We start from the raw sequence: 26,256 nt of genomic DNA, 5'->3' as shown, positions 1-26,256 counted from the left end.
AAAGCTGCCCGGGAACCCAAAAATCGACCCTCGATCGAACGAGAACAGGCACCCATGAACCCCGTCAAAGCACTCGAAAATCACCGTCAGGCCGTCTGGCTGGACTTCCTCGCGCGCGGCTTCGTCGCCGATGGCGACCTGAAGCGGCTGATCGAGACCGACGGCGTCAAAGGCGTGACGTCCAACCCCTCGATCTTCGAGAAGGCGATCGGCAGCTCGGATGAATATGACGGGGCGATCGGCAAGGCCCTCAAGAACGGCGACCGCTCGGTCGCCGACCTGTTCGAGCACCTCGCGGTCGAGGACATCCAGCACGCCGCCGACGTGCTGCGCCCGGTCTACGACCAGAGCCACGGCGGCGACGGCTTCGTCAGCCTCGAGGTGTCGCCCTATCTCGCGATGGACACCAAGGGCACGATCGCGGAAGCCGAACGGCTCTGGAAGGACGTCCACCGCAAGAACCTGATGGTCAAGGTGCCGGCGACGCCCGAGGGCCTGCCGGCGATCGAGTACCTGATCGGCGAAGGCATCAGCATCAACATCACGCTGCTGTTCTCGCAGAAGGTCTATCGCCAGGTCGCCGAGGCCTATCTCAAGGGCCTGGAGAAATACGTCGGCAAGGGCGGCGATCCCTCCCATGTCGCGAGCGTCGCGAGCTTCTTCGTCAGCCGCATCGACACCGCCGTCGACAAGCAGCTCGACGAGAAGATCGCCAAGGCCAACGATCCGCACGAAAAGGAGCGGCTCGCGGCCTTGAAGGGCAAGGTCGCCATCGCCAATGCCAAGCTCGCCTATCAGGACTACAAGCACCTGTTCGCTGGCAACCGCTGGGACAAGCTGACGGCCAAGGGCGCCAAGCCGCAGCGGCTGTTGTGGGCTTCGACCGGCACCAAGAACAAGGACTATAGCGACGTGCTCTATGTCGAGGAGCTGATCGGCCCCGACACCGTCAACACCGTGCCGCCGGCAACGCTCGATGCCTTCCGCGACCACGGCAAGGTCCGCGACAGCCTCGAGGAGAATGTCGAGGACGCCCGCCACGTGCTGGAAGAGCTGGAGAAGTCCGGCATCTCGCTCGATGCGATTACCGAGGAGCTGGTCAAGGACGGCGTCAAGCTGTTCGCCGACGCGGCCGACAAGCTCTACGGCGCGGTCGCCCACAAGCGCGCCACCTCGCTCGGCGGCGGCATCGACCGCCAGAAGCTCGCGCTCGGCGCCACCATCGAGAAGGCGGTCGAGAAGAGCACCGAGGAATGGCGCGCCTCCGCCCGGATCCGAAGGCTCTGGCACAAGGACAAATCGGTCTGGACCGGCGACGACGAGGACAAATGGCTGGGCTGGCTCACCAGCGCGGCCACCGCTGATGTCGCCGACTACGAGGACTTCGCCCGGCGCGTGAAGGGGCAGAACTTCACCGATGCCGTCGTGCTCGGCATGGGCGGGTCGAGCCTTGGGCCGGAGGTCCTGGCCCAGACCTTCCCGCACCGGTCCGGTTTCCCGCGGCTGCACGTGCTCGATTCCACCGATCCGGCGCAGGTGCGCGCGATGGAGGAGTATGTCGACATCGCAAGGACGCTGTTCATCGTCTCCTCCAAATCCGGCGGCACCACCGAGCCGAACGTGATGAAGGACTATTTCTTCGATCGGGTGGCGAAGGCGATCGGCAAGGACAAGGCCGGCCACCGCTTCATCGCGGTGACCGATCCGGGCTCATCGCTGCAGAAGGTCGCGATCAAGCAGGGCTTTGCCCGCATCTTCTACGGCGACCCCGCGATCGGCGGCCGCTATTCCGTGCTGTCGCCGTTCGGTCTGGTGCCGGCGGCCGCTGCCGGCATCGACGTCCGCAGCCTGCTCGGCCATACGCTCGCGATGGTGCGCTCTTGCGGTGCCGACGTGCCGCCGCAGGAGAACCCGGGCGTGCAGCTCGGGCTCGCGATGGGCATCGCGGGGCTCGAAGGCCGCGACAAGGTGACGATCTTCGCCTCGCCGGACGTTGCCGATTTCGGCGCCTGGGCCGAGCAGCTGATCGCGGAATCGACCGGCAAGGACGGCAAGGGCCTGATCCCGATCGAGGGCGAGACGATTGGCGACGCCGCGGTCTACGGCAACGACCGGTTCTTCATCGATCTGCGCACCGATGGCGAGAACGATGCAGCGCATGAGGCCAAGCTCGCGGCGCTCGAGGCCGCCGGCCATCCCGTGGTTCGGATCGTGATGAAGTCGATCGACCATATCGGTCAGGAGTTCTTCCGCTTCGAGATCGCGACCGCGGTCGCCGGGTCGATCCTCGGCATCAACCCGTTCAACCAGCCCGACGTCGAAGCCGCCAAGATCAAGACCCGCGAACTGACGGCAGCGTTCGAGAAGACCGGGTCGCTGCCGGCCGAACAGCCGGTGGTGTCGGCGGACGGGGTCGATCTCTACACCGACGCGCAGAACGCCGAGGAGCTGCGCAAGGCCGGTGCGAACGGCGATCTCGACTCCTGGATCAAGGCGCACCTCGCGCGCTCCGGCCGCGGCGACTATGTCGCCCTGCTCGCCTATATCGAGCGCGATGGCGACACCATCGACGCCATGCAGGCGATGCGGCTGAAGGTGCGCGACGCAAGGCACCTTGCGACCTGCGCCGAGTTCGGTCCCCGCTTCCTGCATTCGACCGGGCAGGCCTACAAGGGCGGGCCCGACAGCGGTGTGTTCCTGCAGGTCACGACCGACGATACGGCGGACCTGCCGGTGCCCGGCCAGAAGGCGAGCTTCGGCGTGATCAAGGCGGCACAGGCGCGCGGCGATTTCGACGTGCTCACCGAGCGCGGCCGGCGGGCGCTGCGCGTGCATCTCAAGGGCGATCTCAGCTCCGGGCTCGCGGCGCTCGATGCCGCGATCTCGGCTGCACTGAACTGACGGAGGCGAGGGATGCAACTCGGCATGATCGGCCTCGGGCGGATGGGCGGCAACATCGTCCGCCGCCTGATGACCCAGGGCCACACCACCGTGGTCTACGACAAGGATCCGAAGGCCGTCGCGGCGCTCGTCGCCGACAATGCGATCGGGTCCTCATCGCTGGAGGATTTCGTCCTCAAGCTGGAGGCGCCGCGCACCGCCTGGGTGATGCTGCCGGCCGGCAAGATCACCGAAGCCACCATCGAGGCGCTGTCGAAGCTGATGCAGCCAGGCGACGTCATCATCGATGGCGGCAACACCTTCTGGCAGGATGACGTCCGCCGCGGCAAGGCGCTCAGGGAGCGCGGGCTGCATTACGTCGATGTCGGCACCAGCGGCGGCATCTGGGGCATCGAGCGCGGCTACTGCATGATGATCGGCGGCGACAAGAAAGTGGTCGACCGGCTCGACCCGATCTTCAAGACGCTGGCGCCCGGCATCGGCGACATTCCTCGCACCTCCGGCCGCGAGGGCCGCGATCCGCGCATCGAACAGGGCTACATTCACGCCGGCCCGATCGGCGCCGGGCATTTCGTCAAGATGATCCACAACGGCATCGAATACGGCCTGATGCAGGCCTATGCCGAAGGCTTCGACATCCTGAAGAACGCCAATATCGAGGCGCTGCCGGCCGAGCATCGCTTCGACCTCGACATCGCCGACATCGCCGAAGTCTGGCGGCGCGGCAGCGTGATCCCGTCCTGGCTGCTCGACCTCACGGCATCGGCGCTGGCGCAGAACCACACGCTCGACAATTATTCCGGCTTTGTCGAGGATTCCGGCGAAGGCCGCTGGACAGTCAATGCCGCGGTCGACGAGGCCGTGCCGGCCGAGGTGCTGACGGCCGCGCTCTACACGCGCTTCCGCTCGCGCAAGGATCACACCTTCGCAGAGAAGATCCTCTCGGCGATGCGCGCAGGTTTCGGCGGCCACAAGGAGCCGCCGAAAAAGGCATAAAAAGCTTGAAGAGAACCGCGGAAGGTCACGTGCAGAAGAAACCCGATCCTTGCTCCTTCATCATCTTCGGCGCCACCGGTGATCTGACGCACCGGCTGGTCATCCCGGCGCTCTACAATCTCGCCGCCGGCAATCTGCTGCCGGACAAATTCTGCGTCGTCGGCATTGTCCGCAAGGGCATGTCGAGCGAGCAGCTGACCGACAGCCTGATGCAGGGGCTGCGCAAGTTCGCCACCCGCCCGGTGGACGAGGCGATCGCAAAGCGGCTGTTCGAATGCGTCACCTCGATCGAGGCCGATCCGCGCGATCCGGCTTCCTTTGATGCCATGAACGAACGGCTCGACAAGCTCGAGACGGCGCGCGGCACCGGTGGCAACCGGCTGTTCTATCTCGCGACCCCGCCGAGCGCCTTCCTGCCGATCAGTGAGCAGCTCGGGCGCACCGGCATGCTGGAAGAGAACGGCGCCTGGCGGCGGCTGATCATCGAAAAGCCGTTCGGCACCGATCTGGCGTCGGCCAGGGCGTTGAATGCCGCGCTGCTGAAGCTGATGGACGAGCACCAGATCTACCGGATCGATCACTATCTCGGCAAGGAAACCGTCCAGAACATCCTGGTGCTGCGCTTCGCCAACGGCATGTTCGAGCCGATCTGGAATCGCAACCACATCGACCACATCCAGATCACCGTCGACGAGAAGCTCGGCGTCGGTCATCGCGGCAGCTTCTACGACGCCACCGGCGCGCTGCGCGACATGGTGCCGAACCATCTGTTCCAGCTGCTGTCGCTGGTGACGATGGAGCCGCCGGCGCGGTTCGACGCCCACGCGGTGCGCTCCGAAAAGGCCGAGGTGCTGAGCGCGATCCAGACCCAGAGCGAACAGGAGGCGCTGCACAATTCGGTGCGCGGCCAGTATCGCGCCGGCCGGATCGGCGACACCGAGATCGAGGACTTTCTCAAGACGCCCGACGTCAGGCCCGACAGCTCGACCGAGACCTATGCCGCGCTGAAGCTGACCATCGACAATTGGCGCTGGGCCGGCGTGCCGTTCTACCTGCGCACCGGCAAGGCGCTGACCACCAAGCGCACCGAGATCGCGATCAAGTTCAAGCAGGCGCCGTTCGCTATGTTCCGCGACACGTCGGTCGATCGCCTGTCGCAGAACTACCTCGTCATCTCCACTGAGCCGACCGAGGGCATCGAGCTGCAGTTCAACACCAAGGTACCCGGCCCGACCATCAACATCGACGGCGTCGAGATGAAGTTCCGCTACAAGGACTACTTCAAGGCCGAGCCGTCGACCGGCTACGAGACACTCATCTATGACTGCATGATCGGCGACAATCTGCTGTTCCAGCGCGCCGACAGCGTCGAGGCCGGATGGCAGGCGGTGCAGCCCTTCATCGACGCCTGGAAGAGCGCCGGCGGCCGTGGCCTGCAACCCTACAAGGCCGGCAGCGAAGGCCCGGAGGCCGCCAATGCGCTGCTGACGCGCGACGGCCGCAGCTGGCGGAAGCTGGGCTGACATGACCGCGACCGGCAAGCGCCAGATCATCACGGTCGCCGATCCGGCGGCACTGGCGCAGGCGGCCGCCGAGCGGGTGATCGCCAGGATCGACCAGAACAGCGGCCGGATCGCCGTCTGCCTCACCGGCGGCTCCAGCCCCAAGGCGCTCTACCAGCTGCTGGCGACGCCAGACTATCGCGCGAGGATTCCGTGGGACCGCGTCGACTGGTTCATCGGCGACGAGCGACTGGTGCCGCGCAAGGACAAGCTGCACAACATGAGCATGGCGCGTCAGGCCTTCCTCGACCGCTGTGCACCGGCCGCGAATGTCCATCCGATCGCGACCGACACCGCCGATCTCAGGGATCCCGACATCAGCGCGGCGCTGTACGAGAACGAGCTGATGGCGTTCTACGGCGCCGAGCAGCTCGATCCGAAGCGGCCGCTGTTCGACCTGGTACTGATGGGCATCGGCCCCGACGGCCATACCGCCTCGCTGTTTCCGGGTTATCCCGCGGTCGAGGAAACCCAGCGCTGGGTGGTCGGCGTGCCGAAGGCCAATGTCGAGCCGTTCGTGCCGCGCGTGTCGCTGACCCTGCCCGCCCTCGCCTCCTGCCGCGAGATGCTGTTCGAGGTGGCGGGCGAGAACAAGCGCGCGATCTTGACGCGCCTGTTCGCAGGCGAGAACCTGCCGGCAAATCGCGCGCGATCGCTGGGCGAGACCGTCTGGCTGATCGATCAGGCCGCGCTGCCGGAGGACTTTCGTGGGTGACGGACAAAACCCCTGCGCATTGGTCGTGATGGGCGTGTCGGGTTCGGGCAAGAGCACCATCGCCGACCGCCTGGCGATCAGGATCGGCTGGCGCTTCGAGGACGGCGACAGTTTTCATCCGCCAAGCAATGTCGCCAAAATGCATTCCGGCCAGCCGCTCACCGACGAGGATCGCTGGCCCTGGCTGCGCGCGATCGCCGACGAGATCGACCGCACCTGCGGCGTCCGCGAACGCGCCGTCATCGCCTGCTCCGCGCTGAAGCGCGCCTATCGCGACATCCTGGTGCATGGCCGCGACGATATCCGCATCGTGTTCCTCGACGGCTCGCAGGACCTGATCGCCACGCGGCTCGGCGCGCGCAAGGGCCATTTCATGCCGCCGGGGCTGCTCGCCAGCCAGTTCAAGACGCTGGAGCCGCCGACCCCGGAGGAACGCCCGATCACGGTTGCGATCGACCGTCCGGTCGAAACCATCGTCGAAGACATCGTCACTCAACTGAAGCTGGACCGCACATGACCCGCATCGCCCTTGTCGTATCCGATGTCGACGGCACGCTGCTCACCAAGGACAAGACCTTGACCGACGGCGCCAGGGCGGCAGTGCGCAGGCTGCACGAGGCCGGCATCGGCTTCACCATCGTCTCCAGCCGGCCGACGATCGGGATGGGCTTTCTGGTTGCGCCGCTTGCGATCACACAGCCGATCGGCGCATTCAACGGCTCTTCGATCGTCGATCCGCAGCTCAAGCCCCTCGAGCAGCATTTGATCCCGGCCGCGGTCGCAAAACGCTGCATCGACATGCTGCGCGAGCGCGACGTCGACATCTGGCTGTTCACCAACGACCGCTGGCTGACGCGGAATCCTGACGGCGAGTACACCGCCCACGAGCAGCACACGATCAAGCATGATCCGACCATCGTCGGCGATTTCACGCCCTATCTCGATCAGGCCTGCAAGATCGTCGGCGCGAGTTCGGATGCGGCCCTGCTGCAACGCTGCGAGGCGGAGATGCAGCAGATGGTCGGCCGTGATGCCACCGCGGTCCGCTCGCAGACCTACTATCTCGACGTCACCCCGCCGGGCCACGACAAGGGCACCTTCGTCGAGGGCATCGCGAAGCGCCTTGGCGTGCCGCTGGAGAACGTCGCCACGATCGGCGACATGCAGAACGATCTGCCGATGTTCGCGCGAAGCGGCGTCTCCTTCGCGATGGGCAATGCCAGCGATGACGTGAAGGCGCGCGCCACCCATGTCACCGAATCCAACGAGCAGGACGGTTTCGCACGCGCGATGGACACGGTGTTGCAGCTTCGCTGAGGCGTGCGAACGATCGCCCCACCCGTGATCGAGCGCGGGGCGCAGCGTGATCGCCGTTACAGTCCGCCACGTCGCAATCGAGTCAAATTGATCATGTGATCGCGTCACGCTGATCACGCGGCCATTTGCCACGGCGAGACCTGTCACCCGACCAATCCGCGGTTCCTGAGGCGGCCGATCACACTCGCACGATTTCGGAATATTGGAAATATATTCCTGATTTGCCCGACGTGTCAAGTTGCCCGGTCCAGTGCCGGCAGCTGCCGGCTCCTTTGCATGGGGTTGTTTTCGATATTTTGGCAGCGCGCACGTGCGGCGGTCCCGCAAGCGGAAGGCGGAGGGCGGCATCGCCGCGGTGGTTAAGTCGACCGCTGCACCGCGGGCTTCTCGGCGTCGGCCCTGGCGGCGCTGAGATTGTGCGCGGTGTTGATCAACGCGATATGGGTCAGCGCCTGCGGGAAATTGCCGGTCTGCCGGCCGGCACCGGAATCGAACTCCTCCGCCAGCAATCCGAGATCGTTGGCGACCGCCACCACGCGGTCGAACATGGTCTGCGCCTTGTCGACATCTCCCGCCAGCACATGGGCGTCGGCAAGCCACAGGCTGCAGGCCAGGAACGCGCCCTCGATCGGCTGGACCTCATCGGACACCTCGCGCGGATCGTGCCGCAGCACGAAGCCGTCGCGCATCATGTGCCGTTCGACCGCGTCGATCGTGCCGCGGATGCGCGGATCGCCCGACGGCAGGAAGCCGACCGACGGCAGCAGCAGCAGGCTGGCGTCGAGCAACTTTGAGCCATAGCTCTCGACGAAGCTGTTGAGGCCGGGATCGAAGCCCCGTCGGCAGACGTCGCGATGAATGGCCTCGCGCAGCACCCGCCATTTGACCAGCGGCCCCTTGAAGCCGAACCGCTCCGCGCTCTTGATGGCGCGGTCGAAGGCGACCCAGCACATCACCTTGGAGAACACGTAGTGTCTGGGGGTGCCACGGCGTTCCCATATGCCGTGATCCGGCTGATCCCAGACATCGGCGAGATGGGTGACGACGGTGCATTCGAGCGACCAGTTCTCTTCGTCGAGCTTCAGCTTGGCCATGCGGGACTGATGGAAGGCGTCGATCAGCTCGCCATAGACGTCGAGCTGAAGTTGCGCATGCGCGGCGTTGCCGGCGCGTACCGGCTGCGCCCCTTCATAGCCGGACAGCCACCCTGCCTCCCATTCCAGGAGGCGTCGCTGGCCCAGGATGCCGTACATGATCTGCATGTTGGCCGGCGCGCCGGCTGCGGCCCGCAGCAGCCAGTTGTGCCAGGCTGCCGCTTCCTCGGTGTAGCCCGAGTTCATCAGGGCCAGCAGCGTAAAGGTGGCGTCGCGCAGCCAGCAGAACCGGTAGTCCCAATTGCGCGCGCCACCGAGCTTTTCCGGCAACGACGTGGTGGGTGCCGCGACGATGCCGCCGGTCGGCCTGAAGGTCAGCGCCTTCAGCGTGATCAGCGAGCGCATCACGAGGGCGCGTTGATAGCTGCCGTCATAGGTCGAGCGGCTGCACCATTCCCGCCAATATTCCTCGGTGTCCTTCAGCGCAGCCTCAGGGTCGATCGCCTCCGGCACCGGGTGATAGGACGGTCCATAGGTCAGGACGAACGGCACGGTATCGCCTTCGCCGACCTCGAAATCGGCGATCGTGGTCAGATCCTTGCCGCGGGTTTCGACCGGCGTGCGCAGCACGGTCATGTCCTGCCCGCTGATCGCCAGAAGCCCGTCGCCATCCGGATTCTTCCGCACCCATGGGACATCGACCCCGAAGCCGAAGCGGATCACCAGCTCCATTCGCATCTTGACGCGGCCGCTGACGCCGCGAACGAGGCGGACCACATCGGAGGCGTTGCCGCGCGGCGGCATGAAGTCGATCAGCGCGACCGCGCCGCCTTCCACCTCGAACCGGGTCTCCAGGATCAGCGTATCGTCCCAGTAGCGCCGCGAGGTCTGCTTGATCTCGCCAGTGGGCGCCAGCAGCCAGCGACCGTTCCTCGACGTGCCAAGCAGCGCCGCGAAGCAGGGGTCGGAATCGAACGCCGGCCAACACAGCCAGTCGATCGAGCCGTCGCGGCCGACCAGCGCGGCGGTCTCGCAATCTCCGATCAGTCCATAGTCTTCGATACGAGAGGCCACGCGCTGCGCTCCGCGTTGTCAGGTGTGCGAGCGCTCGCGGGTCGCGCGCTTGAGGGCGTCGACGTCGATCGCCGACGCGAGATGCTCGATCGAGACCGGGAGCCGCCGCTTCCAGTTCGGATGCTCGTAGACGGTGCCGGGGATGTTCGGCTGCTCGACAATGCCGAGCAGGTCCTCCATCGATACCGCCATCATCCGCGACCGCGTCCGCGCCAGGAAGCTCGCCACCGAATAGAAATCGTTCGCGTGGATATCGTGCCGGCGCAGCACGTCGTCGAGCTGGCCGAGCGCGTGCCAGCGCCCCTCGTCGGTCTCGCCGGGATCGATCCCGAGCGCACGCTTGGTCTTGAGGTCGCTGAACGAACGCCAGCCCGCATAGGTCGAGAGGTCGTGGGTGTTGAAGGTCACCAGCGCATCCGGCAAATAGTAGTCGGCGTTGCGGAAGACGCCCCGGTCGTCGGTCTCGAACATCATCACGAGATAGGACCAGATGCCCCAGCCGTTCATCTGCTCGCGGAACCCGGGAGGTACGGTGCCGAGGTCCTCGCCGATCACGACGCAGCGGCTCGCCACGCTCTCCTGCGCGGTCGCCGCCAGCAGCGCCTCGAACGGCATCAGCACATAGGCGCCATTGGCCGGGCCGAAGCCGCGCGGCACCAGATAGAGCCGCTTCAGCCCGAACGCGTGGTCGAGCCTGATCGCGCCGGCGTGGTGCATCGAGGCGCGCAGCATCTGCCTGAACGGCTCGAACGAGCGCTGTTCAAGACCCGCAGCATTGAAGCCGGCAAGCCCCCAGTCCTGGCCCGCCGTGTTGAGCGGGTCAGGCGGCGCGCCGACGCCGAGATGGCGCGAGATCGCGATCTGCTCATTCCAGGCGTCGAACCCGTCCGACTGCACGCCGACGGCGACGTCGAGATAAAGCCCGACCCGCATGCCGCGCTTGTGCGCCAGCGCCTGGCAGGCGCCGAGTTGACGGTCCGCGGTCCATTGCACGAATTCGACGAACTCGACCTCGGCGGCAGAGTCGCGCGAGCGGCGCAATTTTGCACAAGCTGCGTCGCTCGGCTGCCGCCATTCGTCCGGCCATTCCCACCACGGCGTGTTGAATTTGTGCCGCATCACCTCGAAGCAGGCGAAGCGCGACAGCAGCGTGCCCTGCTCGTTGCGATAGGCCTCGAAATCCTGCCAGCGGCCGAGGCCCGGGTTGGCCTTGAAGGCCGCGAACGCCGCGCGCAGCGCGGGCCATTTCTGCGCCGCGACGCCGACATAGTCGACCATGTCGTGGCTGCGGAGCGGTGCCAGCGCGGCCTTGGTCTCGGCATCGACGCGGAATTCGGGAATCTGCTCGACGTCGATGTAAAGCCCATTGAGGAACAGCCGGCTGTTCGGCGAGTACGGGCTGCAATCGCCGGGCCGATCGTCGAACAGCGCATGCAGCGGATTGAGCCCGACGCCGTCGGCGCCGAGCCGGTGGGCGAATTCGAGCAGGTGCTGCAGGTCGGTGAAGTCGCCGATGCCCCAGTTGCGCGCTGACCGCACGCCGTAGAGTTGCACCGCTATCACCCAGCAGCGGTCGAACTCGCCGCCGAAGGCGCCGTGCGGCGCCACCAGCAGCGGCAGTTCCTCGCTGCCAGAGGCGTCCGATAGCTGCAACCGGTGCACGCCTTCGGGCAGACCTGACGGCCACGTCACACTGCGCTCACGCGCCTCGCCCTGCGCGAGCACCCCGGTGCCATTCGCAAGCTTCCATTGCACCGGAAGCCGGGCAGCTTCCGAGAGCTGCGTTTGCGCAGCCTGGCCGCCTCTGACCACCACCGGATCGGCGATGATCCGACGGGGCGCCTGCGGCGGCAGCGCGTCGAGGATCGCCGTGAGCGCCTCGGGGGTTGTCACACGGCGGTGACCGCTGCCATCGATATACTCGGTCTGGATTCCCAGGGTCTGGGCTTTGGCGTAAAGGTCCATTCGGCACGCTGCCTGCTCGCAACGGTTGGTGGATCGTTGCTAAATTGTACAGATACGGGAAAGGGATAGTTGATGTTCAACGCTCTACCCTATCCGGCGTTCCCACCGGGAACCATTGCCCGGCGAGCGGCTTTCTATATGGGTCTGGCGCGCCTCCTTCCCGGCGCCGGGACGTCATTTGCATTTTTAATGGCGGCATCACCGTGAACAAAACCCTCCGGCCTGTCGAGAGTGCCCATGGCACTTTTCATATCACCGATGTCTATCCGTCGGTTGATGGCGGCCGCTTTCCGGTCAAGCGCATTGTGGGCGAACCTGTCGAAGTGTGGGCCGACATCTACCGTGCCGGACATGACGTGATATCGGCGGCATTGGTGTGGCGGCGCGAGGGCGACAGCGAATGGCAGGTCGCGCCGATGACGGCGCACAGCGACGACCGCTGGGGCGGCGTCTTCGTGCCCGACCGGCCCGGCCGCTACGCGTTCGCGATCGAGGCCTGGACCGATGAATTCGCCAGCTGGCGGCATCGTTTCGAGCAGACGCCGCGCGACGGCAGCGATCACACGCTGGACGCGCTCGAAGGCGCGGGCATGCTGACCCAGGCGCAGGCCGGCAGCCCGGCGGCGGCGGCCGTCATCATCAGGCAGTGCGAAATCTTTCTGCAGACCGGCGAACCAGGTGCGCTGCTCGCGCCCGAATTGCGGGAGGCGATGGCCGGCAGCCAGTTTCGCCGCGACCTGATGCGATCGCAGCTCTACCCGCTGACCGCGGATCGCCCGCGGGCGCGCAGCGGCGCATGGTACCAGATGTTTCCGCGCAGCCAGGGCAAGACACCGGGCATGCATGCAACCTTCAACGACTGCATCGCGCGGCTTCCCGACATCGCCGCGATGGGCTTTGACGTCGTCCTGCTCGCGCCGATCCATCCGATCGGCCGGCAGCACCGCAAGGGCCGCAACAATGCCGCGATCGCGCAGGCGGGCGATCCCGGCAGCCCTTATGCGATCGGCGCAGCCGAGGGCGGCCACGACGCCGTGCATCCGGAACTCGGCACGCTCGACGACTTCAGCGCCTTCGTGGCGGCATGCCAGGCGCATGGCCTCGAGGTCGCGCTCGATTTCGCCGTGCAGTGCTCCCCCGATCATCCCTGGCTGACCGAGCATCCAGAGTGGTTCAAGCGGCGCCCGGACGGATCGATGCGCACGGCCGAGCATCCACCGCAGCGCTGGGAGGATGTCGTCAATCCGGATTTCGGGTCCGAAGACGCCGGCGCCCTGTGGCGCGCGCTGCGCGACGTCGTGCTGTTCTGGGTCGAACAGGGCGTCAGGATCTTCCGGGTCGACAATCCGCACACCAAGCCGCTGGCGTTCTGGGAGTGGCTGATCCGCGAGGTGCGGGACCGCGACGCGGACGTGCTGTTCCTCGCGGAAGCCTTCGCGCGCCCGAAACTGATGAAGGGCCTCGCCAAGCTCGGCTTCACACAGTCCTACAGCTATTTCACCTGGCGGACGCAGCGTTTCGAGCTCGAACAATATCTCGGCGAGTTGACCTCCTATCCCGAGCGTGACTTCTTTCGGCCGAATTTCTTCGTCAACACACCGGACGTCCTGCCCTTCCACCTGCAAAGCGGCGAATCCTGGATGTTCAAGTCGCGTCTCGCGCTGGCCGCGACGCTTTCAAGCAGCTATGGCATCTACAGCGGCTTCGAATTGCTCGAGCACACGCCGGTGCCCGGCCGCGAGGAATATCTCAACTCCGAGAAGTACGAGATCAGGGTTCGCAACTGGGAGCAGCCGGGGAACATCAAGCCCTATATCGCGGCTCTCAACCGGATCAGGCGCGGCAATCCGGCCCTGCAACAATTCGCCAATTTGCGCTTTATCAGTGTCGATGACGGCGGTGTGATCGGCTTCATCAAGGAGGCAGTCGATCAGGGCAACGTGATCGCGGCCGCGATTGCATTGTCAGCCGAGCTGCGTGAGGTCTGGCTGCCGCTCGGCGACGTCATGGTCGGCCGTGGCGATGCCCGCCGCCCCGTCTCGGCAGTGGAAGACCTTGTCACCGGAGAGCGTCACGCGCTCGAATGGGGAGGCATCCGTCTACGTATAGATCCTGCGCGCGATCCCGCGTTGCTGCTGCGCTGTGTCGCCTGAAGGAGCCGTCATGAACGTATTCTCCTCCGTCAATACCCAGGAGAAGGTCGCAACCGAGACTGCGGACCAGCTGTGGTACAAGGACGCGATCATTTACCAGCTGCATGTCAAGGCATTTGCCGACAGCAACAATGACGGCATCGGCGACTTCGCGGGGCTGACGGAGAAACTCGGCTATCTGCAGGAGCTCGGCGTCACCGCGCTGTGGCTGTTGCCGTTCTATCCCTCGCCCGGCCGCGACGACGGCTACGACATCGGCGACTATGGCGACATCAATCCCGATTTCGGGACGATGAAGGACTTCAAGCGCTTCATCCAGGAGGCCAAGAAGCGCGGCCTGCGCGTCATCACCGAGCTGGTCGTCAACCACACCTCGGACCAGCATGCGTGGTTCAAGCGCGCGCGCCGCAGCCCGCCGAATTCGAGCGCGCGCAGCTGGTACGTCTGGAGCGACACCGACCAGAAATACCTCGATACAAGGATCATCTTCACGGATACGGAGAAGTCGAACTGGACCTGGGATCCGGAGGCCGGTCAGTTCTACTGGCACCGCTTCTTCTCGCACCAGCCGGACCTGAATTTCGATAATCCGCGCGTGGTGCGCGCCATCGTGCAGGTGATGAAGCGCTGGCTCGACACCGGCGTCGACGGCTTCCGGCTCGACGCCATTCCCTATCTGTGCGAGCGCGACGGCACCAACAACGAGAACCTGCCGGAGACGCATGCCATCATCAAGCGGCTGCGCCAGGAGCTCGACGCCTATGCCAAGGGCAAGATCCTGCTGGCCGAAGCCAATCAATGGCCGGAGGACGTGCAGGAATATTTCGGTCATGGCGACGAATGCCACATGGCCTATCACTTCCCGCTGATGCCGCGCATCTACATGGCGATCGCCCAGGAAGACCGCTTTCCGATCACCGACATCCTGCGGCAGACGCCCGACATTCCCGCCGCTGCCCAGTGGGCGCTGTTCCTGCGCAATCACGACGAGCTGACGCTCGAAATGGTCACCGACGTCGAGCGCGACTATCTGTGGTCGACCTACGCCAACGATCCGCGCGCCCGCATCAATGTCGGCATCCGCCGCCGCCTTGCGCCGCTGATGGACAACGACCGACGCAAGATCGAGCTGATGAACTCGCTGCTGCTGTCGTTCCCGGGCACGCCGATCATCTATTACGGCGACGAGATCGGCATGGGCGACAACATCTATCTCGGCGACCGCAACGGCGTGCGGACGCCAATGCAGTGGTCGCCGGACCGCAACGGCGGCTTCTCGCGCGCCGACCCGGCGCGGCTCTACGCGCCGATGATCATGGACCCGGTCTACGGCTATGAATCCGTCAATGTCGAGGCGCAGTCGCGCAGCCTGTCGTCGCTGCTGTCGGCGACCAAGCGGCTGATCGCGGTACGCAAGTCGACGCTTGCCTTCGGGCGCGGCACCATGACCTTCATCCGCCCGGAGAACCGCTCGGTGCTGGCCTATGTGCGCCAGTACCAGGGTGAGGCGATCCTGTGCGTCGCCAATCTGTCGCGGTCGGCGCAGGCCACCGAGCTCGACCTCTCCGCCTTCAAGGACCGCATTCCGCTCGAGATGCTCGGGCGCACGCGCTTCCCGGCGATCGGCGAGCTGCCCTACATGATCACGCTCGCGCCATACGGCTTCTACTGGTTCCAGCTGCAGGAGCGCGACAAGTCCGAGCCGGTGACGCCGCGCGCGGTGCCGGAATTCGAGACGCTGGTGGTGCCGCTGAATTCGACCTGGATGTCACTGGCGCGCACCCGCGGCGTGTTCGAGCACGACGTGCTGCCCGGCCATCTCGCCCGCACGCGCTGGTATCCGGAACGATCCGCGAGCGCGATCCAGCCGATGCTGGTCTCCGCGATCCCGTTCTGCGACATCGGCGACAACCGGCCGTGGCTCGCCTTCTTCGAGACCACGCAGCGCGGCACCACCAGCCGCTACGTGCTGCCGATGCAGATCGAGTGGGTACGCTTCGACCGCGAGCGCTACAACCCGCGCGCCTTCGCCGCGATACGTCAGGGCGCGCGCGAGGGCACCTTGCTCGATGTCGCCACCGACCAGATCTTCACCGGCCTGTTCCTGCGCAACCTGCGGGAAAACCTCACGGTCGACGAAGGCGAGCAAGGCCTCAAGCTCGAATTCCGGCCGACCAGCCGCTTCTCCGACCGGCCGGTGCGGCAGCCCGAGCGCATCCGGGTGTTCGAGAACGACCAGCCGCATTCGACCGCGCTGGTCGACAACGAATATGTCACCAAGATCTACCGCAAGCTCGAGGTCGGCATCAATCCGGAGATCGAGATGGGCCGCTTCCTCACAGAGGTGGTCAACTTTCCGAACACCCCTGCCTTGCTCGGCACCGCCGAGCTGATCGAGGGCGACAAGCGCAGCGCCATCGCCGTCCTGCATGCGATGGTCGTCAACCAGGGCGACCTCTGGACCATCGCAGGCGCACACCTCGACCGCCTGGTCGAACGGCAGCGCCTGCTGACAGTGAGCGAGCACCCCGTGGAGAACGGCGACCAGGCCACCTATCTGCGCCACATGTCGCATAGCGGAAAGCGACTCGCCGAGCTGCATCTGGCGCTCGCCAGCAACCGCGACCTGCCGGACTTCGCGCCCGAGCCGACCAAGCCCGACGACCTGCAGCGCTGGGCCGACGAGATCATGGCGCGGGCCGAGCGCGTGTTCGATACGCTGAAGCAGCGGCGCGGCTCCCTGAAGGAGGCCGACCGGCTGCTGGCCGATCAGTTGCAGGCCCAGCACGACACGCTGCCGGAGCGGCTCAAGGCACTGCTGCCGCGAGAAACCGACGGGTTCAACATCCGCCATCACGGCGACCTGCATCTCGGTCAGTTGCTGGTGGTCAAGGACGACGTCTTCATCATCGATTTCGACGGCGGACCGGGCCGCACCATCGCCGAGCGGCGGCGCAAGGCACCGCCGGCGCGCGACGTCGCCGGCCTGATCCGTTCGATCGACTATGCGGCGACCGCCGCGCTGGAACGCACGCTCAAGGTCTCCCCCGACGAGAGCGGCCGGCTGAGCCTCGCCTTGGCCGAATGGCGCGACCAGGCCGCGGATACCCTGCTGGCGGCCTATCGCGAGACGGTGGCCGGCCAGCGGCTGTGGCCCGCCGACGCCAAGACGGCCGATCGCCTGCTCAATTTTTTCCTGCTTGAGAAAGCCTTCTATGAGATCGAGTATGAGCTGGCCAACCGGCCGGATTGGCTGCGGGTGCCGCTCACCGGCCTGCTGAGGATCCTGGCGCAACAGCCGCATGAGGTTGCATGAGCAAACTGCCCGCCGAGGCCTATGCCATCATCGAGGGCCGCCACTCCGACCCCTTCCACTATCTCGGGCTTCACCCCGAGGGGGATCGCAACGTCGTGCGCGCCTTCCTGCCCGATGCCAGCAATGTCGAGGCGATCGGCGAGCATGGCGAGACCGCACAGCTGGCGCGAATCCATGACGCCGGCCTGTTCGCAGGCCCCCTGCCGAACGGCTCGACGCGCTACCAGCTCCGCGCCCGCTTCGGTAACAACGTCGTCGAGCTCGAGGATGCCTACCGCTTTCCGCCGATCCTGAGCGATTTCGATCTCTATCTGCTCGGGGAAGGCACCCATCAGCGCGTCTACGACACGCTCGGCGCGCATCCGATGACGCTCGACGGCGTCGACGGCATCGGCTTCGTGGTGCTGGCGCCGAATGCGCGCCGGGTCAGCGTGGTCGGCGACTTCAACTTCTGGGATGGCCGCCGCCACCCGATGCGCGTGCGCGGCCCGGGCTACTGGGAACTGTTCATCCCGCGTGCAAGGGTCGGCGACCACTACAAGTTCGAGATCATCGGGCGCAACGGCCAGCATCTGCCGCTGAAGTCCGATCCCCTGGCGTTCGCCGCCGAGGTGCGCCCGAAGACCGCCTCGATCGTGATCGACGAGCGCAAGATCCCGCATCCGCGCCCGGCGCCGGATCGCGTCAACGCGCTGAGCTCGCCGATGTCGATCTACGAGGTCCATCTCGGATCGTGGCGGCGCAAGGGGCGGAACGAGTGGCTGACCTATCGCGAGATGGCGGAGCAGCTGCCGGCCTATGCCAGCGACATGGGCTTTACCCATGTCGAATTCCTGCCGATATCAGAGCATCCGTTCGACGGCTCCTGGGGCTACCAGCCGACGGGCATGTTCGCACCGACCAGCCGCTTCGGCTCGCCGGACGATTTCGCCGCGCTGATCGACGCCTGCCACGGCGCAGGGCTCGCCGTGCTGCTCGACTGGGTGCCCGGGCATTTCCCCGATGATCCGCACGGGCTCGGCAATTTCGACGGCACCGCGCTCTACGAGCACGCCAATCCGCTGCAGGGCCGTCACCTCGATTGGGGCACGCTGATCTACAATTACGGGCGCACCGAAATCACCAACTTCCTGGTGTCGAACGCACTGTTCTGGCTCGATCGCTACGGCATCGACGGGCTGCGCGTCGATGCCGTCGCCTCCATGCTCTATCTCGACTACAGCCGTCCCGCCGGTGGCTGGATTCCGAACAAATATGGCGGCCGGGAGAACATCGAGGCGATCGACTTCCTGCGCCGCTTCAACACCGAATTGTTCGCGCATTTTCCGCAGGCGACGACGGCGGCGGAAGAATCCACCGCATGGCCGCAGGTGTCGCGTCCCGTCGAGTATGGCGGGCTCGGCTTCGGCTACAAGTGGAACATGGGCTGGATGCACGACACGCTGAAATATATCGGCAAGGATCCCATCCACCGCAAATACCATCACGGCGACATCCTGTTCGGCCTGCACTACGCCTTCTCGGAGAATTTCATCCTGCCGCTGTCCCACGACGAGGTGGTGCACGGCAAGCGCTCGATCCTCGGCCGCATGCCCGGCGACGACTGGCAGCGCTTTGCCAATCTGCGCGCCTATTACAGCTTCATGTTCGGCCACCCCGGCAAGAAGCTGATGTTCATGGGCTGCGAGTTCGGCCAGGAACGCGAGTGGAATCACGACTACTCGATCGATTGGCATCTGCTGCAACAGCCGAGGCACAGCGGCATCCAGAACCTGGTCCGCGACCTCAACCGGCTCTATCGCGCGCTGCCGGCGCTGCACGAGCTCGACTGCGACCAGGCCGGCTTCGAATGGGTCATCACCGACGATGCCAACAACAACGTGTTTGCCTGGATCCGCAAGGGCAATGCTGAGCGCGCACGCTGCCTCGTGATCGCGAACTTCTCACCCAACGTCTACCGCAACTATCGCGTCCCGGTGCCGTTCGCGGGCAAGTGGCACGAGGTGTTCAACTCGGATTCCGCGCATTACGGCGGCACCAATGTCGGCAATGTCGGCGAGGTGCGCGCATCGGAGGACGCCACGCCCGAGCTGAGCCTGACCATTCCGCCGCTGGCTGCGATCTTCCTCGTACCGGAAAGCTGATTGATGCGACTGACCGGGGGTACGTCCGCACGGCTCGGTGCAAGCTGGGACGGCAGAGGCACCAATTTTGCGCTGTTCTCGGCGAACGCGGAGAAGGTGGAGCTGTGCCTGTTCGACGGCCAGGGTCGCCGCGAGCTCGAGCGGATCGAGATGCCGGAGCGCACCGAAGACGTCTGGCACTGCTATCTCAACGACGTCTCGCCGGGCCAGCTCTACGGCTATCGCGTCTACGGGCCCTACGCGCCGGAGCGCGGCCATCGCTTCAACGCCAACAAGCTGCTGCTCGACCCCTACGCCAAGCGGCTCGCCGGCCGGCTGGTATGGAGCGATGCGCATTTCGCCTACCGCACCGGCAGCGCGCGCGAGGACCTTTCGTTCGACCGGCGCGACAATGCCCGCGGCATGCCGAAGGCGGTCGTGGTCGACGAGACCTTCAACTGGGGCCGCCGCGAGATCCGGCCGCATATCCCCTGGGAAGACACCATCATCTACGAGGCCCACGTCAAGGGCCTGACGCAGAAGCGCGAGGACGTGCCGCCGAACCTGCGCGGCACCTATGGCGGCCTGTCGTCGCCTGCGATGATCGCCCACCTCAAGCGGCTCGGCGTCACCACCATCGAGCTGTTGCCGATCCACGGCCTGATCGACGACCGTATCCTGGTCGAGAAGAAGCTGGCGAACTACTGGGGCTACAACACCATCGCCTTCTTCGCGCCGGAGGCGCGCTACGCCCAGGACAATGCGCTCGATTCCTTCCGCACCACGGTGGCGCGGCTGCACGATGCCGGCATCGAGGTGTTGCTCGACGTCGTCTACAACCACACCGCCGAGGGCAACCATATGGGCCCGACGTTGTGCTTCCGCGGCATCGACAATGCCTCCTATTACTGGCTGAACCGCGAGAACCCGCGCTTCTACGACGACTTCACCGGCTGCGGCAGCTCGGTCAACCTCACCCATCCGCGCGTGCTGCAGATGGTAATGGATTCGCTGCGCTACTGGGTCGAGGTCTGCCATGTCGACGGCTTCCGCTTCGATCTCGCCACCACCCTGGCGCGCGGGCCGAACGGGTTCGATCGCAACCACCCCTTCCTCACCGCGATCCGCCAGGACCCGGTGCTGGCAACCGCCAAGATGGTCGCCGAGCCCTGGGACCTCGGTCTCGGCGGCTACCAGGTCGGAGCGTTTCCATCGCAATGGTCGGAATGGAATGACCGCTATCGCAGCGCGATGCGGCGCTACTGGAGCGGCGAAGGCAGCCTGATCGGCGATATCTCGGGCCGCATGACCGCATCCTCGGATTTGTTTCACCACGACAACCGCGCGACCCGCGCCAGCGTCAACCACGTCACGGTACATGACGGCTTCACGCTCGCCGATCTCTTCAGCTACAACGAGAAGCACAACGAGGCCAACGGCGAGGACAATCGCGACGGCTCCAACGACAATCACAGCAACAATTGCGGCCATGAGGGCCCGACCGACGATCCCGCCATCATCGCACTGCGCCGGCAGCTGCGGAAGAATGCGCTGGCCTGCCTGCTGCTGGCACAGGGCACGCCTTTGATTCTCGCCGGCGACGAGGTCGCGAACACGCAAGGTGGCAACAACAACGCCTATTGCCAGGACAACGAGACCGGCTGGATCGGCTGGGAGAACCTCGGTACGGACGACGACGCCATCGATTTCATCGGCCACCTCACTGCGCTGCGCCAGCGCTTCGGCCAGATCCGCTGCCAGCGCTGGCTCGACGGCCGCCGCACCGACGGCAGCTACGGCGTGCTCTGGCTGACGCCGGCAGCGGAGGAGATGAAGGAATCCGACTGGAAATTCCCGGAGAGCCGATTCCTCGCCTATGTGCTGGGGCCGATGGAACCAGGACAGGCGCCGATCTTTATCGTGCTCAATGCCGCACCGCAGGAGATCGTGTTCAGGATGCCGAGGATGGCGGAATACAAGAGCTGGCGGCAGGTCTTGAACACGACCAAGGCCGAGCAAACGGCTGAGCAATTCGCATCCGGCGCCGATACCAAGGCACCCCCGCGCTCGGTGCTGGCATTTGCAGGCTCCACATGAACAGACAACATTTCGGCGCCGAGCTGACATCTGACGGCACGCGCTTCCGGCTCTGGGCGCCAGCGGCCAAGCGCGTCGACCTCCTGATCGACAAACCGCATCCGCTCACGCGCGATGCAGCCGGCTGGTACGTCGCCGAGATCCCGGGCGCGCGCGCCGGCACGCGTTACAAATTCCGCATCGATGACGAAGTCGATGTGCCGGATCCCGCCTCTGCATTCCAGCCGAACGACGTGTTCGGCCCGAGCGAGGTGATCGACCAAGCCGCCTTCAAGTGGCGCGCGACGGACTGGCGCGGCCGTCCCTGGCATGAAGCCGTCGTCCTCGAGGCCCATGTCGGCACCTTCACCCGAGAGGGCACCTATCGCGCCATGATCGACAAGCTCGATCATCTCGTGGCGACCGGCATCACCGCGCTCGAGCTGATGCCGCTGGCGGATTTCGCCGGGAAGCGCAACTGGGGCTATGACGGCGTGCTGTGGTACGCGCCCGACAGCGCCTACGGCCGGCCCGAGGACCTGAAGACACTGATCGACGAAGCGCATCTGCGCGGGCTGATGGTGATGCTCGACGTGGTCTATAACCATTTCGGCCCCGAGGGGAATTATCTCGGCCGCTATGCGCCGTCCTTCTTCAGTGACGCGCACACCCCGTGGGGCAGCGCTATCGATTATCGTGTGCCCGAGGTGCGCGCGTTTGCGATCGGCAGCGCGGTGAGCTGGCTGCGCGACTATCGCTTCGACGGGCTGCGGTTCGATGCGGTCAACACCATCGTCGAAGCCGGCGAAGTCTCCGTGCTCCATGACTTCAGCAATGCCGCCGGCAAGCTCGCCACCGAGACCGGCCGCTATATCAACCTCGTGCTCGAAAACGGCGACAACATTGCAAGCCTGCTCGATGCCGCCGAGGATCCGCCGCACGGCAAATTCCGCGGCCAATGGAACGACGACTATCATCACGCCTGGCACGTGCTGCTGACCGGTGAGACGCAGGGCTATTATGGCGACTACCGGGCGCCGAAGCAGGACCTCGCACGCGCGCTGTCGTCCGGCTACATCTACCAGGGCGAAGTCTCGGAGTTCTGGGGCGGCAAGGCCCGCGGCGAGCCGAGCGGCATGCTGTCGCCGACCTGCTTCATCAACTTCCTGCAGAACCACGACCAGATCGGCAACCGGCCGCTCGGCGATCGTCTCGTCAGCATTGCCCGGCCGGCGGCGGTCGCGGCGGCGCTGGCGGTGACGCTGATCGCGCCGACCACGCCGATGCTGTTCATGGGCGAGGAATGGGGCGCGACGACGCCCTTCCCGTTCTTCTGCGATTTCAAGGGCGACCTCGCCAATGCCGTCCGCGCCGGACGGCGCAAGGAGTTCGCCTGGGCCTATGCCAAATATGGCAACGACATTCCCGACCCGCTTGCCGACGAAACGGTGCGATCGGCCGTGCTCGACTGGGCGGCGCTCGGCCATGATCCGGCGCGCGCACAGCTTGCGCTGGTGCGCGACCTGCTCGCCGTGCGCCGGCAGGAGATCATGCCCCGGCTCAAAGGGTGCCGTTTCGGCGATGCCATCGTGGCTGGCGACCTGTTGACGGCGCATTGGCAGATGGGCGACGGCAGCACGCTACGGCTGACAGCCAATTTGTCCGCTCGCGACATCCCCGATGGACCGGAGCCGAAGGGAACTGCGATCTGGGGCGGCGCGTTGTCGAGCGACCTCCCCGGCTGGGCGGTGCGCTGGCACATCGGATAGCACAATGCCTCCGGCGATCCCGATCGCAACCTACCGTCTGCAACTCACTGCCGATTTCGACTTCGATGCCGCCGCCGGCGTGGCGCCGTATCTGAAGGCGCTCGGCATCAGCCATGTCTATGCGTCGCCCTTCATGAAGGCGCGCAAGGGCTCGACCCACGGCTACGACGTCGTCGACCACACCAAATTCAATCCGGAGCTCGGCGGCGAGGAGGGCTTTGCGCGGCTGAGCGACGCATTGAAGCGCCATGATCTCGGCCTGATCCTGGATTTCGTGCCGAACCATGTCGGCGTTCACTTCGCCGACAATCCGTGGTGGCTCGATGTGCTGGAATGGGGACCGGTATCGCCGCACGCGGTCTCCTTCGACATCGACTGGGACCAGTTGCCCTATCGCGCGCGCGGCGGCGTGCTGCTGCCGATCCTCGGTTCGTCCTATGGCCAGGCGCTGGAGCGCGGCGACATCGAGCTGCGCTATGACGCGAACGAGGGCAGCTTCTCGGCCTGGTATTTCGAGCACCGCCTGCCGATCGCGCCGGAGCGCTATGGCGAGGTGCTGCGCACCATCGTCCGCGATGCCGCGGCCGAAGACAGCCCGACCGGACGCGCGATGCTCGAGCTCGCCGCGCAATACCGGGCGCTGCGTCGCCCCAACCGCGTCGAAGCGCCGGCGCTGAAGGCGGCGATCAAGGCGATCGAGGGCGGCGCCGACATCATCGCACGCGGCCTCGATGCCTATCGCGCCGGCGAGGACCGCCCGACCCAGACGCTGGCCCTGCATCATTTGCTGGAACGCCAGCACTACAAGCTCGGCCACTGGCGGCTGGCGTCCAGCGACATCAACTATCGCCGCTTCTTCGACGTCAACACGCTGGCCGGCCTCAGGGTCGAGGACGCCGCGACCTTCGAGGCGAGCCACAGCCTCGTGAGGCGGCTGATCGCCGAGGACCGGCTGCAGGGCCTGCGGCTCGACCATATCGACGGCCTGCGCGATCCCGCGCAGTACTTCCAGCGGCTGCGCCGTCTGATCCGCTCCGCGCAGGGCGCGAAGGCCAGGCCGTTCTACATGGTGATCGAGAAGATCCTCGGCGAGGACGAGAAGCTGCCGAAATTCAGCGGCGTTCACGGCACCACCGGCTATGAATGGATGAACACGATCAGCCAGGCACTGGTCGACGGTCGCGGCCTCGATCCACTGAACGAGATCTGGCGCCAGATCAGCAACCAGTCGCCGAACCTGACGCCGGTGTTGCGCGAGGCCAAGCAACGCGTGCTGGAGACGCTACTCACCAGCGAATTCACCGTGCTGGCGCGGCTGCTTGCGCGCATTGCCAGCGGACACTACTCGACCCGCGACTTCTCCGGCGACAGTCTGCGGCAGGCGCTCGAGCTCTATGTGCTGCACTTTCCGGTCTATCGGACCTATCTGACCGCCTCCGGCCCCGCCGCGCATGACCGCACGCTGATCAGCGAGACCATCGAGCGCGCTCGCGCCGACTGGTTCGCCGCCGACGAGGGTATCTTCGATTTCCTGCGCGATGCCTTGACCATGGACCTTTTGCAGCCCGGCCGGCCGCCGCATGGCGCGCCGCGGGTGCGACGCTTCGCGCTGAAGGTGCAGCAATTCACCGGGCCGATGATGGCGAAGTCGCTGGAGGACACCGCCTTCTATCGCTATCACCGGCTGCTGGCGCTCAACGAGGTCGGCGGCGATCCGGCGGCGAGCGCGATCGCGCCCGAGACCTTCCACTCCATGATGCAGGCCCGCGCGCGCGAATGGCCGCACGGCATGACGGCGACCGCGACCCACGACACCAAGCGCGGCGAGGACGCCCGCACCCGCATCATGGCGCTTGCGGAAATCCCTGGCGAGTGGACCAGCGCGGTGGCGCGCTGGAAAGTGCTGAATGCGCCGCATCTCGTGCTCGACGGCGAGATGCGCGCGCCATCGGCGACGTTCGAATACATGCTGTATCAGGTCCTGCTCGGCGCCTGGGATCCCGATGATGCCTCGCTCGCCGCCCGCATCCAGGCCTACGCGCTGAAGGCAGCGCGCGAGGGCAAGCAGGAAACCAGCTGGCTCAATCCGCACCAGCCTTACGAGGCCGGCGTGAAAGCCTTCATCGAGCGAATCCTCGATCGCAAGACCTCGCCGGAATTCCTCGATGCGCTGGGGACGCTGGCGCAACGGACCGCGTTGATCGGCGCGCTGAATTCGCTCGGCCAGATCACGCTGAAGGCAACCATGCCGGGCGTGCCGGATTTCTACCAGGGCACCGAAAGCTGGGATCTTTCGCTGGTCGACCCGGACAACCGCCGCCCGGTCGACTTTACCGAACGGGCAGGAATGCTCGCCGCGCTGGAGATGCCGGATTGGGATGCGCTGGCGCAAGACTGGCGCGACGGCCGTCTCAAATTCGCATGGACGCGGCATCTGCTACGGCTCCGCAACGAGCTGGCCGATGTGTTCACCAGCGGCGACTACGTGCCGCTCGCGGTCAGCGGCCCGCACCGCGATCACGTCATTGCCTTCGCGCGGCGCCATGGCCGCGAGGCGGCCATCGTTGCGGTGGCAAGGTCATTCGCCCCGTTCACGCAGGGCGGCCGCAGCTGGCCGCGCCCCGAGGCTTTTGAAGGTGAAATCGACGTGACGGGATATGCGCTCAGGGATGGCGCAACCCGGATTCAGCTCCCGAAACTGTTCGGCAATCTGCCGGTTGCCGTGCTCAAGACAAAGGTCGCGGGGACGAAACGCACCGCAAGGCCGGCCCGCTCGCACGCCTGACGTCCTGCGTCAGCGCTTGGTCAGCAGCAATTGCCCGCGCTTGCGGATCGCCACCTGCGCGACCTCGGCGAACCGTTGCAGCAGCCACGGCAGCGTCACCTCGACCCGCACATGGGAATCCTCGACATCGACATGCCCGGCCGCGACCTGCCCCAGCGCTCGGACACGAAAGCTCATCCGGTTGTCGTCCCAGCGCTCCTCGTCGACGCTCATGACCGGCAGGTTCGCCGTCGCGCGCGACAGGCCCGTTTTCAAGCGGCGCATCGCCTCGTCGCGGCCGAGGCTATGGGGTATCGAAACGATCAGCGGCGCCGACATTGCGATGCACTCCTCCATGGATTTGGTTGATGTAGTTCTGTTCCAAGGCAAACGGAAGAACCACACAGGTTTATCGCAGCGCCAACTCCGGA

General features: G+C 65.7%; 15 protein-coding genes. 12 read left to right on the top strand and 3 right to left on the bottom strand.

The genetic code is table 11. The features are described 5' to 3' along the window. Positions 1 to 54 precede the first annotated feature (54 nt). From J2R78_RS26675 to J2R78_RS26650, 6 genes are read left to right on the top strand one after another with little or no spacing between them, the layout of a single operon-like run. Positions 55 to 2,901 carry a bifunctional transaldolase/phosoglucose isomerase gene (locus J2R78_RS26675; protein ID WP_253607439.1) on the top strand — a complete coding sequence of 949 codons (2,847 nt, stop codon included), beginning with the start codon at positions 55 to 57 and terminating at the stop codon, positions 2,899 to 2,901. Positions 2,902 to 2,913: 12 nt separating this feature from the next. Then, positions 2,914 to 3,897, top strand: coding sequence for a phosphogluconate dehydrogenase (NAD(+)-dependent, decarboxylating) (gnd, locus tag J2R78_RS26670; RefSeq protein ID WP_168856930.1), 984 nt, complete (start codon positions 2,914 to 2,916; stop codon positions 3,895 to 3,897). 29 nt (positions 3,898 to 3,926) lie between these two features. Further along, complete coding sequence (zwf, locus tag J2R78_RS26665; RefSeq protein WP_253607437.1) at positions 3,927 to 5,420, top strand: glucose-6-phosphate dehydrogenase; 1,494 nt, start codon at positions 3,927 to 3,929, stop codon at positions 5,418 to 5,420. 1 nt (position 5,421) lies between these two features. Beyond that, positions 5,422 to 6,174 (top strand): 6-phosphogluconolactonase, encoded by a 753-nt coding sequence (pgl, locus tag J2R78_RS26660; protein WP_253607436.1) that lies wholly within the window; start codon positions 5,422 to 5,424, stop codon positions 6,172 to 6,174. Between the two features lie 28 nt (positions 6,175 to 6,202). Beyond that, on the top strand, positions 6,203 to 6,691 hold the full coding sequence (locus J2R78_RS26655) for a gluconokinase (protein WP_256558949.1): 489 nt from the start codon (positions 6,203 to 6,205) through the stop codon (positions 6,689 to 6,691). Then, entirely contained in the window at positions 6,688 to 7,491 is an 804-nt protein-coding gene (locus J2R78_RS26650) for an HAD family hydrolase (RefSeq protein WP_092085690.1), read from the top strand. Before J2R78_RS26655 ends, J2R78_RS26650 begins: the two co-directional genes overlap by 4 nt. A gap of 359 nt (positions 7,492 to 7,850) precedes the next feature. On the opposite strand, the gene J2R78_RS26645 is transcribed toward J2R78_RS26650, so the two are convergent. Continuing rightward, complete coding sequence (locus tag J2R78_RS26645; RefSeq protein WP_253607434.1) at positions 7,851 to 9,659, bottom strand: glycoside hydrolase family 15 protein; 1,809 nt, start codon at positions 9,657 to 9,659, stop codon at positions 7,851 to 7,853. 18 nt (positions 9,660 to 9,677) lie between these two features. After that, a complete protein-coding gene (malQ, locus tag J2R78_RS26640) occupies positions 9,678 to 11,624 on the bottom strand; it encodes a 4-alpha-glucanotransferase (protein ID WP_253607433.1) in 1,947 nt (648 codons plus the stop codon). A gap of 203 nt (positions 11,625 to 11,827) precedes the next feature. Here malQ and J2R78_RS26635 point away from each other — a divergent pair, with 203 nt between their 5' ends. From J2R78_RS26635 to treY, 6 genes are read left to right on the top strand one after another with little or no spacing between them, the layout of a single operon-like run. Beyond that, positions 11,828 to 13,777 carry a maltotransferase domain-containing protein gene (locus tag J2R78_RS26635; protein WP_253607432.1) on the top strand — a complete coding sequence of 650 codons (1,950 nt, stop codon included), beginning with the start codon at positions 11,828 to 11,830 and terminating at the stop codon, positions 13,775 to 13,777. 10 nt (positions 13,778 to 13,787) lie between these two features. Continuing rightward, positions 13,788 to 17,093 (top strand): maltose alpha-D-glucosyltransferase, encoded by a 3,306-nt coding sequence (gene treS / locus J2R78_RS26630; protein WP_253607431.1) that lies wholly within the window; start codon positions 13,788 to 13,790, stop codon positions 17,091 to 17,093. Continuing rightward, entirely contained in the window at positions 17,090 to 19,237 is a 2,148-nt protein-coding gene (glgB, locus tag J2R78_RS26625; protein WP_253607430.1) for a 1,4-alpha-glucan branching protein GlgB, read from the top strand. Before treS ends, glgB begins: the two co-directional genes overlap by 4 nt. 3 nt (positions 19,238 to 19,240) lie before the next feature. Beyond that, positions 19,241 to 21,313, top strand: a complete 2,073-nt coding sequence (gene glgX, locus J2R78_RS26620) for a glycogen debranching protein GlgX (protein ID WP_253607428.1) — start codon at positions 19,241 to 19,243, stop codon at positions 21,311 to 21,313. Beyond that, complete coding sequence (treZ, locus tag J2R78_RS26615; protein WP_253607426.1) at positions 21,310 to 23,061, top strand: malto-oligosyltrehalose trehalohydrolase; 1,752 nt, start codon at positions 21,310 to 21,312, stop codon at positions 23,059 to 23,061. The genes glgX and treZ overlap by 4 nt, the downstream gene beginning before the upstream one ends. Positions 23,062 to 23,065: 4 nt before the next feature. Then, positions 23,066 to 25,846 carry a malto-oligosyltrehalose synthase gene (gene treY / locus J2R78_RS26610; protein WP_253607425.1) on the top strand — a complete coding sequence of 927 codons (2,781 nt, stop codon included), beginning with the start codon at positions 23,066 to 23,068 and terminating at the stop codon, positions 25,844 to 25,846. A gap of 9 nt (positions 25,847 to 25,855) precedes the next feature. Here the strand turns inward: treY and J2R78_RS26605 are convergent, their stop codons facing one another. Beyond that, positions 25,856 to 26,164, bottom strand: coding sequence for a polyhydroxyalkanoic acid system family protein (locus tag J2R78_RS26605; protein ID WP_253607423.1), 309 nt, complete (start codon positions 26,162 to 26,164; stop codon positions 25,856 to 25,858). Positions 26,165 to 26,256: the final 92 nt, after the last annotated feature.

It is taken from the genome of Bradyrhizobium sp. USDA 4538 (assembly GCF_024171045.1).
Taxonomy (GTDB): Bacteria; Pseudomonadota; Alphaproteobacteria; order Rhizobiales; family Xanthobacteraceae; genus Bradyrhizobium; species Bradyrhizobium australafricanum.
Note: the sequence above shows the minus strand (reverse complement) of the source record. Positions and strands in the feature narration are given on the sequence as shown.